This window comes from Paenibacillus sp. EKM212P, from assembly GCF_011066115.1.
In the GTDB taxonomy this organism is placed as follows: domain Bacteria; phylum Bacillota; class Bacilli; order Paenibacillales; family Paenibacillaceae; genus Paenibacillus; species Paenibacillus polymyxa_B.
Window position 1 is genome coordinate 231,954 of the sequence record NZ_JAAMNR010000001.1, and the last position, 13,088, is coordinate 245,041.

The 13,088-nt window shown below is 45.2% G+C and carries 13 protein-coding genes; all 13 read right to left on the reverse strand.

The features are described 5' to 3' along the window. Nucleotides 1-50 precede the first annotated feature (50 nt). Nucleotides 51-1,595 carry a ribonuclease Y gene (gene rny / locus G9G54_RS01055; RefSeq protein WP_013309958.1) on the reverse strand — a complete coding sequence of 515 codons (1,545 nt, stop codon included), beginning with the start codon at nt 1,593-1,595 and terminating at the stop codon, nt 51-53. A gap of 373 nt (nt 1,596-1,968) precedes the next feature. Beyond that, nucleotides 1,969-2,718 carry a regulatory protein RecX gene (locus G9G54_RS01060; protein WP_165175598.1) on the reverse strand — a complete coding sequence of 250 codons (750 nt, stop codon included), beginning with the start codon at nt 2,716-2,718 and terminating at the stop codon, nt 1,969-1,971. Nucleotides 2,719-2,914: 196 nt separating this feature from the next. After that, the gene (gene recA / locus G9G54_RS01065) at nt 2,915-3,976 is read right to left on the reverse strand and encodes a recombinase RecA (protein ID WP_023988239.1); all 1,062 of its coding nucleotides are present in this window, start codon (nt 3,974-3,976) and stop codon (nt 2,915-2,917) included. A 242-nt stretch (nt 3,977-4,218) separates the two neighbouring features. Beyond that, the gene (locus tag G9G54_RS01070; RefSeq protein ID WP_165175600.1) at nt 4,219-5,487 is read right to left on the reverse strand and encodes a competence/damage-inducible protein A; all 1,269 of its coding nucleotides are present in this window, start codon (nt 5,485-5,487) and stop codon (nt 4,219-4,221) included. Between the two features lie 95 nt (nt 5,488-5,582). Continuing rightward, nucleotides 5,583-6,170, reverse strand: a complete 588-nt coding sequence (gene pgsA / locus G9G54_RS01075) for a CDP-diacylglycerol--glycerol-3-phosphate 3-phosphatidyltransferase (RefSeq protein ID WP_013309954.1) — start codon at nt 6,168-6,170, stop codon at nt 5,583-5,585. A gap of 210 nt (nt 6,171-6,380) precedes the next feature. Then, the gene (locus G9G54_RS01080) at nt 6,381-6,872 is read right to left on the reverse strand and encodes a YajQ family cyclic di-GMP-binding protein (RefSeq protein WP_013309953.1); all 492 of its coding nucleotides are present in this window, start codon (nt 6,870-6,872) and stop codon (nt 6,381-6,383) included. Between the two features lie 144 nt (nt 6,873-7,016). Next, nucleotides 7,017-7,181 carry a hypothetical protein gene (locus G9G54_RS01085; protein WP_023988236.1) on the reverse strand — a complete coding sequence of 55 codons (165 nt, stop codon included), beginning with the start codon at nt 7,179-7,181 and terminating at the stop codon, nt 7,017-7,019. Nucleotides 7,182-7,265: 84 nt separating this feature from the next. Next, entirely contained in the window at nt 7,266-8,333 is a 1,068-nt protein-coding gene (locus G9G54_RS01090; RefSeq protein WP_165175602.1) for a RodZ domain-containing protein, read from the reverse strand. A gap of 30 nt (nt 8,334-8,363) precedes the next feature. Next, on the reverse strand, nt 8,364-9,137 hold the full coding sequence (locus tag G9G54_RS01095) for a DUF3388 domain-containing protein (RefSeq protein WP_013370747.1): 774 nt from the start codon (nt 9,135-9,137) through the stop codon (nt 8,364-8,366). Between the two features lie 227 nt (nt 9,138-9,364). Then, on the reverse strand, nt 9,365-9,619 hold the full coding sequence (locus G9G54_RS01100) for a DUF3243 domain-containing protein (RefSeq protein WP_013309950.1): 255 nt from the start codon (nt 9,617-9,619) through the stop codon (nt 9,365-9,367). Between the two features lie 100 nt (nt 9,620-9,719). Beyond that, nucleotides 9,720-10,487: an elongation factor P 5-aminopentanone reductase gene (ymfI, locus tag G9G54_RS01105; RefSeq protein WP_165175604.1), complete on the reverse strand. Its 768-nt coding sequence runs from the start codon at nt 10,485-10,487 to the stop codon at nt 9,720-9,722. A 20-nt stretch (nt 10,488-10,507) separates the two neighbouring features. Further along, on the reverse strand, nt 10,508-11,788 hold the full coding sequence (gene yfmH / locus G9G54_RS01110) for an EF-P 5-aminopentanol modification-associated protein YfmH (protein ID WP_023988233.1): 1,281 nt from the start codon (nt 11,786-11,788) through the stop codon (nt 10,508-10,510). 2 nt (nt 11,789-11,790) lie between these two features. Then, entirely contained in the window at nt 11,791-13,071 is a 1,281-nt protein-coding gene (gene yfmF / locus G9G54_RS01115) for an EF-P 5-aminopentanol modification-associated protein YfmF (RefSeq protein ID WP_165175606.1), read from the reverse strand. Nucleotides 13,072-13,088 lie beyond the last annotated feature (17 nt).

Consider the following 13,088-nt stretch of genomic DNA (forward strand, 5'->3'; position numbering starts at 1 on the left):
ATAATGAAAAGTGGCCCTACAAGCAGCGGCCACTTTTCATTGAAATGCTTTTATTTTGCGTATTCTACCGCACGGGTCTCGCGTATGACGGTAACCTTGATATGTCCCGGATAGTCCAGTTCATTCTCAATCGTTTTCGTAATATCGCGGGCCAGTCGGAATGCTTCCGCATCATCAATTTTCTCTGGCTGTACCATGACACGAACTTCGCGTCCGGCTTGAATCGCGTATGATTTTTCAACGCCTTCAAAAGATTCGGAGATGCGTTCCAGCTTCTCAAGACGACGGATGTACGTCTCTAGCGTTTCACGCCGCGCTCCCGGTCTTGCTGCTGACAGGGCATCTGCCGCCCCAACCAGCATGGCGATCACTGAAGTCGCTTCGCAGTCGCCGTGATGTGAAGCAATGCTGTTGATGACGACCGGGTGTTCCTTGTACTTCTTCGCCAGCTCCACGCCAATTTCAACGTGCGATCCTTCCACTTCATGATCCAGCGCCTTCCCGATGTCATGCAGCAATCCTGCCCGTCTTGCCAGTACAACGTCTTCGCCCAGTTCCCCGGCCATCAGACCTGTCAAGTATGCAACTTCCATCGAGTGCTTCAATACGTTCTGTCCGTAACTTGTACGGAACTTGAGACGTCCCAAGATCTTGATCAAATCTGGATGCAAGCTATGCACGCCCACCTCAAAGGTGGCCTGTTCACCATACTCACGGATTCGTTCGTCCACCTCTTTACGGGATTTTTCCACCATCTCTTCAATACGAGCCGGATGTATCCGTCCGTCCGCTACGAGCTTTTCAAGCGCAGTACGCGCAATCTCTCTACGAATCGGATCAAATCCAGACAAAATAACAGCTTCCGGCGTATCATCAATAATGAGGTCAATTCCTGTAAGGGTTTCAAGTGCACGGATATTACGGCCTTCGCGCCCGATGATCCGGCCTTTCATTTCTTCGTTCGGCAATGTGACAACAGAAACCGTCGTTTCTGCTACATGATCTGCCGCACAGCGTTGGATGGCCAGTGTGATGATTTCACGAGACTTTTTGTCCGCTTCTTCTTTGGCCTGCTGTTCAATTTCTTTAATCATCTGAGCTGTTTCATGACGAACTTCCTGTTCTACGTTGGTCAGAATAATACTTCTTGCATCCTCCATCGTCAGATTGGAAATACGTTCCAACTCAGTTACCTGACTCTTGTAAATCAAATCAATTTGCTGCTGGGTTTCATCGATTCGTTTCTCTTTGTTGGCCACTTGTTCTTCTTTGCGTTCCAGCGATTCCAATTTTTTATCCAGCGATTCTTCTTTTTGCAGCAATCTTCGTTCCTGTCGTTGAATTTCATTGCGACGTTCACGAGTTTCTTTTTCAGCTTCGGCACGGATGCGGTGGATTTCATCTTTCGCTTCCAATACCGTTTCCTTCTTCAGCGCTTCTGCCTCTTTTTTCGCGTTCTCCACGATTTGCGCGGCAGCTTCTTCCGCACTGGAGATCTTAGCTTCTGCAATAGATTTGCGAATAAAATAACCAATCCCGAACCCAAAGAATAACGCGGCTACAGCAACGAGAACGAACCAGATCGCAGTCATCATACTGTTCACCTCCCCGTTGGTTCCTCCAAGGCATTCCTTGGGACTTTTTGCAATTGTCACATTTACTTTGATCGTCAAACTAAGACAACGACACAAGGTCGTTTCATTTCATATGCACATGCTTTCACATGTACAATTCCGCCTGGCATAGCGGCATCACTTGTTATTTGGCGATGAGAACTCACCGTGGATTCCGCTTTTTTGGAAGGAAAAAGGGCGTTCCACAAGTATCGTTTCATATATATTTTATTATTTGACAAATGGCATTGTCAAGGGAATGCAAACATTAGTAGACTACCATGTAGCTTTCCATGTAATAACTAGCTCATCCTATCCGTTCATACTAGCCAAAGGTTCAGCAGGCGTTTGGCAACTATTCCTCCCACTGCAACAACTCCTCGTCATCTGAAGCAGCGTCATGCTCGGTCGCAGTGAGATGATTCACTACCCGGCGTGTCATATCCCCCGAATATCCGCGTCTCATGAGAAAAGGGTATGTTTTCCTTTTTTTCTCCATTATATCACCACGTACCTGATTCCATTTCTTACGTCCGACCGTCAAAGCGCTCTCCCACTCCTCATTATCGGTGATCTCACCTAACGCTTCGCCAATAGAGGCTTTAGAGATGCCCTTCTGACGAAGTTCTTGCCTAACCCACATCTTCCCCTTACGTTGGCTTGTTATGCGCTGCCTTGCCCATTGACGGGCGTATAAATCATCATCTACGAGTTGTTCCCTTTGCAGTCGAACCATTACTTCGTCAATAACAGACTGATCCAGTTCTTTTTGTAACAAACGCTGGGCAATTTCCTGACGTGTGCGAGGCTTTCGCCCCAAATAGCGAAGCGCAAGTACATAAGCCTGTTGCTTTTCATCTGCCAGAACGATATCTTCCAGTTCTTTTTTATCAAATGACGTTCCTTTGAACATATTGTACTTGATCATTACATCTTCTAATACAGACAGTGAATAAGGACCAAAATGTATGATATACCTTCCACGTTTGCGTCCCTGTCCCTGCTCTACCCTAGTAATCATCAATTCCTCATGATCCGGAAAAAGAGAAATCCCTTGTTGCTTATTTGCTTCCGAAGTGTATTCATCTTCATCGTCCAACTGCAATATATTTCCCTCACTTTGAAATTCACGAAAGCAGCCTTTGAACACCTGCTACGCAAAAGTTAGATTCCACTGACAAAGCAGACTCTAGTTGATGCAAAAATGCCCTGCACAACTGTGCAGGGCATCAGAATCATGCTATTCAAACGGACGGTGCCATAACCCTGGCCCCAGTTCACAAACCAGGATTCACCGAGCTTTATTCAAGCTCCAACAATTCCTGTTCTTCCTTCGCTTGCTGTGCCAACTCTTCTTCTGTAGGCGGAGCAACCGTCGTAATCAGATTGCTGGCCACCCGAATTTTTTGTTCGATCGTACTAGCAATATTCGGATTTTCCTTCAAAAATTGTTTAGCATTCTCACGTCCCTGACCAAGGCGCTCACCTTCGTAGGAATACCAGGCTCCGCTCTTGTCGACAATGTCATGCTCCGTACCGATATCGATCAAGCTACCTTCTTTAGAGATACCCTCACCGTACATAATATCCACCTCAGCCTGACGGAAAGGAGGGGCAACTTTGTTCTTCACGACTTTAATACGTGTGCGGTTACCCACAATGTCGTTACCCATTTTCAAACTTTCAATACGACGAACATCCAAACGTACCGTAGAGTAAAACTTCAAGGCACGTCCACCTGGTGTTGTTTCAGGGTTACCGAACATAACACCTACTTTTTCACGTAGCTGGTTAATAAAAATAGCAATGGTTTTCGACTTATTAATGGCTCCAGAAAGCTTACGCAATGCCTGAGACATCAAACGTGCTTGAAGACCAACGTGGGAATCTCCCATTTCGCCTTCAATCTCTGCCTTGGGCACAAGTGCCGCTACGGAGTCAACAACTACAATGTCTACTGCTCCACTACGTACAAGGGCTTCGGCAATCTCAAGCGCCTGCTCTCCTGTATCTGGTTGCGATAGTAACAACTCATCAATATTGACACCCAGCTTGCTTGCATACGACGGATCAAGCGCATGCTCGGCGTCGATAAAGGCGGCTTGTCCGCCTGTTTTTTGCACCTCTGCGATAGCGTGAAGAGCTACTGTCGTTTTACCGGATGATTCCGGTCCGTATATTTCAATAACCCGGCCTCTTGGAAAGCCGCCCGTTCCTAACGCAATATCCAAAGCAATCGAACCACTGGGGATCGTTTCCACTTGCATATGGGTAGACTCACCCAACTTCATAATGGAACCTTTACCAAATTGCTTTTCTATTTGACGGAGCGCCATATCCAGCGCAGCACGACGATCTGACAATAAACTCACATCCTTCATTGTTTGTACTTTAATAATACCTTGTTTTGACACGCTTGCCAAGCATTTTTTCGAACATACATTCGTTTTTTTTATTCGCACAACTCTCTTCTATAATTACACCTGTCTCTTAAAACAAAAAAAGAACCGCTGGCAAAAGGCTTTGCAACGGTTCTTCCGATAAGATGATTATACCATGAATATCTATCTAAAACAACTCTACGAGTCACACTGTACATAGATGTTTAAGAGAGTTTCTCGTTCTCTACCAGCCTGCGCCACAATCTGTACAGGATTGCTTTAACTGATCGCAGTCGGATTGTTTCACGGTTGCCACTCAGTCTCAGTTCATGTACTTCCGTTTCCTTGTCGCGTTCAGCAATGCCAATATACACTAGACCGACTGGCTTCCGTTCGGAATACCCAGGCCCAGCCACACCAGTAACTGAAAGTCCAAAATCGCTATCCATGATCATTCTCGCCTGCTCTGCAAGCACAAGGGCTACTTCCTTACTCACTGCGCCTGGCGCATGGTCCCCTTCCAAATAATCATAAGGCACGTTGAGTAACTTCATCTTCATTTCATTGGAATAGCACACGATGCCACCTTGAAACATAGCAGCACTGCCAGGTATAGAAGTAATCTGTTCCATCAGCATTCCACCTGTACAGCTTTCTGCCGCACTCACAGTGAGTTCGCGTTTGGCCATTAGATCTACGATAACCTTCTCCAGCGCAACATCCTCGCTTGCATACATATACTCCGAAAGACGCTGCTGAATTTCTACTTCCGTAGCTGTCAACTTAATTAATGCTTCACTTTCGCTGGCCGCCTTGGTGGATATACGGATCGTGACTTCCCCTTCCTTGGCATAAGGAGCAATCGTAGGATCTGTCTGGGATTGGATCAGATCTAACAAATGGGTTTCAAGAGCTGACTCACCGATCCCTGCAAATTTTAGCATTTTCGAATAAATTGGCATTTCCTCACCGCTCAATGCCTGCTGAAGCAACCAAGGTTTCGCATGGTTTGCAAACATGGGTTTGAGTTCCTTAGGCGGTCCAGGCAAAACTACATAAAATTTACCGTCCTGTGCAATCGCGTCGCCCACAGCTAGCCCTGTCTCATTTTCAAGCGGAGTAGCACCTTCAATAGAAAGCGCCTGACGGCGGTTATTCTCGGTCATTTCTACCCCACGGTTACGGAAAAATTGATCTAGCTTGTCCATTGCAAGACGATCTATGTGCAATTTCCGCCCCAATACAACCGCTATCGCCTCTTTCGTCAAATCATCCTGAGTCGGCCCCAGACCGCCGGAAAACAAAATAATATCCGCACGCTTCTGAGCAATTCTTATCGCTTCCTGAAGCCGATCTATGTTATCGCCAACCACAGTCTGAAAATATACATCGATTCCAATTGTAGCCAGCTCTTGTGACAAATATTGAGCATTTGTATTCACTATTTGTCCGAGTAATAACTCTGTTCCTACTGCAATTATTTCAGCTTTCATCAATTCTTCCTCCTGTACTGCGAATATTATGGGAATTATATAAAGAAACAGCAATAAGTTTAGTCCCTATTGCTGTTTCCATAAAATTTATCCTGTTAAACTTTGGAGGAGCTCAGCAAATGGATATTTTTCACGAAATAATCAATACCCGAATAAATGGTGATCAACACTGCTGCCCATATCGCTATTAAATCAAACGGTATACCAAGAAAAACAAACGGGAAATTATTAATGAGCAGCGCTACAATAGCAACGATCTGGATGATCGTCTTTAATTTGCCCCAATTGCTTGCAGCAACCACAGACCCATCCAGTAAGGCAATCTGACGCAGCCCCGTAACCGCAAACTCACGGCTAACAATCACAACGACAATCCATGAATCAATTTTCCCCATTTCTACCAAGGAAACCAAAATAGCGGTTACCAAAAGCTTATCAGCAAGGGGGTCCAACAGCTTGCCCAAATTGGTGACCATATTATTTTTACGTGCCAAATATCCGTCAAGACCATCCGTGCTGGCTGCTACAAGGAAAATGATAGCCGCAATCAGCTGATTATACGGCAGCTTGAAAGCTCCGATCTCAATCGGCGGCGGATAAAAATCAAAGTCCACCAGCAAAGCCAGCATCATCACCGGGATAAGGCAAATCCGCGTTATTGTAATTCTGTTGGGTAAATTCACAACACACTCTCCCCTGATTATCGTACTTGATTACAAATGGCAGTTTTCGGATTAAATTCAATCCTATGTAAATCGCTTTCGACGAGCGCTATACACCTGAATTGTCTGCATTTTCGTTACAAGTATAATATGGCGCAAAACGCATGTCAAAATAACCTGCCGCACATCAAGCAACGTTTTTTCCTACAAAATATTTGAGGGAAAACGGCTTTATTTCATGTTTGTAAATTGAAGCTCCAATGGCAAATCAGCTTTACGTAGCAATTGAATGATCGCCTGTAAATCATCCCTGTTTTTTCCGGTCACTCGGATTTGATCACCTTGAATCTGACTTTTGACTTTTAGCTTGGAGTCCCGAATAAGAATATTAATTTTCTTGGCATTATCCTGATCAATTCCCTGCTTAAGCGAAAGACGCTGACGCACTGAACCTAGAGAAGCGGGTTCCAATTTGCCATACTCCACATTTTTAAGGGACAGACCTCGTTTGGCCATTTTAGATTGCAAAATATCAATCACCGCATTCAGCTTGTACTCGTCTTCCGATGCAATCGTAAGAGCTTCTTTCTCAAGCTTGAGGCTACTTTTGCTATCCTTGAAATCAAATCGAGTTTCAATTTCACGCTCCGTCTGATGAACCGCATTTGTTAACTCCTGCATATCCATTTTGGAGACGATATCAAATGAATTTTCTGAAGCCATCGTTTCACTTTCCTTTCCACAACAAAGTTCAATATCTAATTATAGGCTAGTCATTTACAAAAATCCAATAATCCGTTGACTAAAAAGGCGTTCTTGCCAGTTTTCCTGACAAAAACGCCTTTATTTCAATTACGGTCAAAATATCTAATTATGGCTTCGTGTTGGAGTTCGGAACATATCCAAGAGTCCAAGCACAATGTGAGCAAGACCAAAGCCCAGTATGCCATAGCCCCATGCATTCGGTGTCAGATAATAGCCCAGTAAACTGACAATGATACCGAGCCCAGTCACAATCCAGCTGACGGTCATAACGTATACACCTCACTTTGCGGAAAATGAAATGACTGCCTTTCCAGGAATTACAGTCATTAGTATTTCCTCGCACCAAGGCGTTTATTCACCATCAGTAGTTGTAGAATCTGTACCACTTTGTGCTGAATCCGTACTGCTACCTGTCGTAGAATCTGCAGGTGAACCCGTCACTCCTGCACTCGTTCCGGTCGAAGAAGCTTCTCCTTGCTGGATCAGTACACGTGTAGTCGATTTATTATCTGTTATCGGTTGACCTGCTACGGAAATATCTGTGGCAGAAGACCGTCCTGATTTAATATATAAACCTTCCGGACCAATATCGAAAGACATGGCATCTCCACTTTTAGTCATACCGTAGCTCAGCTTTTCTCCACGGGAATTTTGTCCCTTGTACACTTCAAGCCAGCTTTCACCCGTAGCTTTAATATCAACCTTGGCTGTGGCTCCCGTTGCACTGGAAACTTTGAAAATCGTCGTCTTGCCTTGCTTGCCGTCCTGTGCCACAGTTACACCTTGTTGTGGTGTAGTCGTATCCGGCTGCTGTCCAGTATCTGGAGTAGTAGTAGCATCCGTATTCCCCGTACCATCTGGCTGAGTTTGTCCGGTTTGCCCCGCATCAGGAGTCTGCCCACCAGCACCATTTGGAGCCGTCGCTTGACCATTGTTCGGCTGTGTCGTAGTGGTATCAGGAGTAGACGTGCTTGGCGTTGTACTTGGTGTTGTAATCGGCGTTGTGTTTTCTGCTGTTTTTGGAGTTGAATGGTTGTTGCTCACCCAATAAGCATAAATAACCCCAACAATGAGAACTAGAAAAAGCCACATTAACGCTGTAGGCAACCATTTAAGATTACCAATTGTGGCGGGACGGCTGGAGCGCTTCTGTGTAACAGGCTCCATGACTGCTTCCGGCTCAGGTTCAGGCACATTACTTTGATGCCCTTCCAGAATCTCATCGGGGTTCAACCCGACCGTTTCAGCGTATGTTTTAATAAAAGCTCTGACATAAAAGCTTCCCGGCAGCACTTTGTAATCGCCCGTCTCAATGGCTTCCAGATAACGTTTGCGTATCTTCGTCATTTCCTGAACATCGTCAAGGCTCAATCCTTTTTGCAGCCGGGCCTCCTTTAATTGCTGACCCAGTTCTGACATGTCATCATCTCCTTGTGTAATTACGCTTATTTAAAGATCTTCTGTATAACTGGCTGTAAAGGTATCATAAATAATTTCCTCAGCCGGATTATTGCGAAGTTCAATAATGATATTGAAATCGTCAAAGCTGTATCCTGATTCACGTACAAATACATCAGGATGCTCAATCACTTTAGTACTTGGCATGCTCATGATTTCCTGAAGCAGGTGATAATGTCTTTCATTTGACCGAATTGTACTCACAATACCATCAATAATAAACACATTGTTTGGGTTCATTTCTTCTTCAGAGAGCTGACTGCGCACCGTCTGTCGTAGTAACGTTGAAGACACAAAAGTCCAACGCTTCATTGCGCACACACTACTGGCAATAATGGATTCCGTTTTGCCCACACGCGGCATCCCGCGAAGACCGATCACCTGATTGCCGTCCCTCTTTAATACTTCACCCAAAAAATCGACCAGCAACCCAAGCTCATCGCGTGTAAAGCGAAATGTTTTACGATCATCTGAATCCCGATCGATGTAACGGCCGTGTCTTACTGCCAATATATCAACCAGTCTCGGAGCACGTAAGGCCGTGACTGTAATGTTGCTCGCTTTTTTTAACGTGTCTCCGAGAATGCGTATTTTCTCGTCATCGTCCGTTTCAAGCAACATCCCCCGTCTTTCACCTTCAACACCGTTGATTGTCAGTATATTAACCCCCAGAATACCAAGCATGGAAGCAATGTCTCCCAGCAGTCCGGGTCGATTTTTATGTATCTTGTACTCCATGTACCACTGTTTCGTTTCTTCCGTCACGTTAGCACCTCATTCACATTCAAACCGTCAACAACTCCAAATCAAAGCATTATTGTATCATAAAATAACATCTTTCGACAAAACCAATTATTGAAATTCGATAGGCTACATTGTGTTGTAAGCCTCAATCACGTTTATGATATATAAATTACAATGGAATTACAAGAACAGCTCTGTAACCATTACAGAAAAGCCCCCAAAAGGGAGCTTTTCATGTTGGTTCCTACTTATGCGTTGCTCTTAGCCAATTTAACCATTAGCCGGGCGATGGTGTGACGCTCGTCCTCATCGGCAACTCCCCACAGTTCTTTCAGTGCGCGGTTGGAGTGGTTCGCTGGGTCGACCTTCTCATCCAGAAAATCACCGATTTCATAAGCAAGCTCTGAAATGGTATCTTGGCTGATTCCCAGCTTCTCCGCTTGCTCTACACGCTGACCAAGGAACTTTTTCCAAACATCAAAATTCTGAACAACTGTTGACATACTTAAATCCTCCTTAGATGATTCAGATTTAAAATCAACAGTTATAATATGCTCTTCTCAAACGCTTACTATACTGGTGGATTCCTCCAAGCGCTATCCCTTAAGTCACCCATCCTCCATTAGGACTTATGACCTGGCCATTAATATAACCTGACTCAGGAAGCGCAAGAAAATAAACCAGGGACGATATTTCATCAGGTCGAGCCAACCGTCCGGCAGGAATTTCTTCTTCCAAACTGGTAATTTCGCCTTTATCCAAATGATCCAGCATCGACGTATCCACTGCACCTGGAGCTACAGCATTCACTGTCACCCCGGAAGGTGCTACCTCTTGAGCCAACGCTTTAGTGAAAGCGTTAATGCCTCCCTTGGTGGTGGAATACAACACCTCGCACGATGCGCCACATATCCCCCACACGGAGGAAACATTCACAATGCGGCCATAGCGTTGGGAAATCATATGTGGCATAAAAACCTGCGTGCACATAAAGGTTCCCTTAACATTGACGGCCATCACTTCGTCCCATTCCTCTTCCGAAACATCTGTCAACAGCCCATAATGAGATAATCCGGCGTTGTTCACAAGAATATCCGGCTTCATCCCGTGATTATCCAGCTTTTCCCGCATGCGTTCGATCTGCTCCTTGCTCCGCAGATCCGCTGACACGGTCATTACCTTGCCTGAATAAGCCATGCAACGACGGGCAACTTCATTTGCTTTTTCATGAGACTTCATATAGTGAATGACAACATTCATCCCTACAGCTGCAAAACGCTCAGCAATTGCCGCACCAATTCCGCCACTCGCTCCTGTAATCAGCACCGTTGTATCGCCAATTGCTTTTAATTCTCCGCCCCCGGTGGTCATCGTTTCCCTCTCCCTGGACATTACGGACTCACCACTAGTGATATTGCGAGTTGATCCCACTGGATATGGTCTTTTAGACGGCGATTTACATCCTCAAGCGTGATACTTTCATAAATCGGAAGAAGTTGAAAAAAATCACTGCCCCGGAAGCGATGTCTTGTAAATTCATGTGCAATATTTTCTGGTGAATTGAGTGTACGCAGATAACCACCGATTTTCTTTTTGCGTGCCCGTTCAAAATGTTCTGCTGCAAAGCCCTGCTTCTGAATGGACTCCACCTCTTCACGTATTCTCGCCAACAGCCGATCCGGGTCTTTGGTATCCCCGCCGATTGCAGAGAATGCATATTGCTGCGTACTATTGTACTCATGACCAAAACTGTCCGAAATCAGATCCTCATCGTAGAGCTTTTGATATAGTTGTGTACTGGAACCAAACAGGAGATCAAGCATCAGCTTGGTTTCCAGATCATGACGAAGTAATTCTTCACCCGTTAGGCCTACTTCAGCCTCCTTGAATCCAAACAGTAGCTTTGGCAGAGAAACGGCCAGCTTCACCTCACGACGTGGTTCTGCAACTGTAGTGGGTTCATCGTCGAAAATCCGCTCAATCTCTCCCTGCGGCTTATAGTCCTTTTTGGCCTGATTGTTACGTACCAGCTCTATTACTTCAGCTGGATCCACTCCGCCCACTACAAAAAGAATCATATTGCTTGGGTGGTAGAAAGCTTCATAGCAACTGTACAGCGTTTCTTTTGTAATCGTACTGATGGATTGAACAGTACCTGCGATATCAATATGCACCGGATGAACCTTGTACAACGCCTCGATCAGACCAAAGTAACTCCGCCAATCAGGGTTATCTTCATACATATTAATTTCCTGGCCAATAATGCCTTTTTCCTTTTCTACATTTTCATCTGTAAAGTAAGGATGCTGCACAAAATTGACCAGCGTGGTCAAATTTTCTTGAATACGCTCCGTTGCCGAAAACAGATATACTGTTTGATCAAAGCTCGTAAATGCATTCGCTGATGCCCCATTAGAGGAAAAGGTAGCAAAAATATCGCCTTCAGGCTCTTCAAACATTTTATGCTCCAAAAAATGGGCTATGCCATCCGGCACCTTTACGGGCTGTTGACCTTCTACGCGGAAATGATTATCAACTGAGCCGTATTTAGTTGCAAATGTGGCGTATGTCTTCTGAAAACCCGGTTTGGGCAACACATAAACGTGTAAACCGTTATCCATTACTTCATAGTACAGCGTTTCCTGCAAATGCTCATAAGGTATATGCTCCACCGCTATTCCCCCTTCTGGTCTCTCAAGAAATAAATAGTGTCCAGTCGGAACGTCCGGGCGGCATCCTGAACATCCTGCACCTTGACTGCCTCCACCTGACTCAGCAGCTCATCTACTGTCCGTTCTTTACCGGAAAGCTGTCTGTTAAAATCATAGGCGATCATTTCAAAAGCGGAATCCTGCATCTCCTTTAGCAAGTTGCGAATCATCGCCTGCGTTTGGGTCATTTCCAGCTCAGTAATCGCTCCGTTTTGCGTATCTTCCAGTTGCTTGCGGATAATAGTAACCGCTTTTTCATAATTAGGAATTTCAATACCAGATTGAATCGTACCAATACCTTTATGCCCGTCATACCGTGATGAAGCGTAATAGGCCAAACTTTCCTTCTCCCTCACATTAACGAACAGCTTTGAATGTGGATACCCGCCCAGAATGCCATTGTACATCAGAGCGGAAGCATAGCGATCGTCTCCATACGTAATAGGGGTGCGCAACCCCATGTTGAGCTTGCCCTGGTTCACATCAAGACGCTCTACAACGGTTTGAACATCACGCTCTACCGACTTGGGCTGTTCAGGAACATACCCTGTCTCCGCTGAACGGTTCAATTGAAAATAGCGATCAACAAACTTCTCAACTTCTTCTAGCGTCGTATCTCCCACAACGTATAAATCCATGCTGGCATGATTCAGCCATTCTCCATAAGCCTTATACAAGCTCTGTGCATCTATACTGTCCAGATCAGATCGTTGACCAAGAGGGTGCAGACGATAAGGCTCATCCTTGCACATTTCCTCCATACAGCGCTCACCAGCATAACGTATTTTATCGTTAACTATAGATTCCAGCTTCTTACGCACATTTTCTCGTTCCTGCTGGACGTATCCCGTTTGAAATGCACCATTTTCCAATGCAGGCTTCGTTAGCACTTCTCCGAGAAAAGAAAACGAACGATCCAGTAAACTATCTGGACTATTTACAAAGCTGTCATTAATTGTATCCATGCGAAATTGCACGATCTGATAATCTCCACGTTTATACACATCGAAACCGAAACCCGCGCCATACAATTGCTCTAACTGTTCTCTGAATTGTGTAGTCTGCGGATACGATTCTGTACCCCGTCGCAGAACGAAAGGTACCAGCCCCACTCGAGTTACGGTGTCCTCCCGTAGCGGAGTGCCTACATACAATGATATAGCAAACGTCTTAAAGCGCTTGGTCGGCAGTACATGAATCCTCAGTTGTCTGCGTGTGCCACGCTCGAAACCTGTTTTGTTCAAGTCCAAAACTCCTTTGT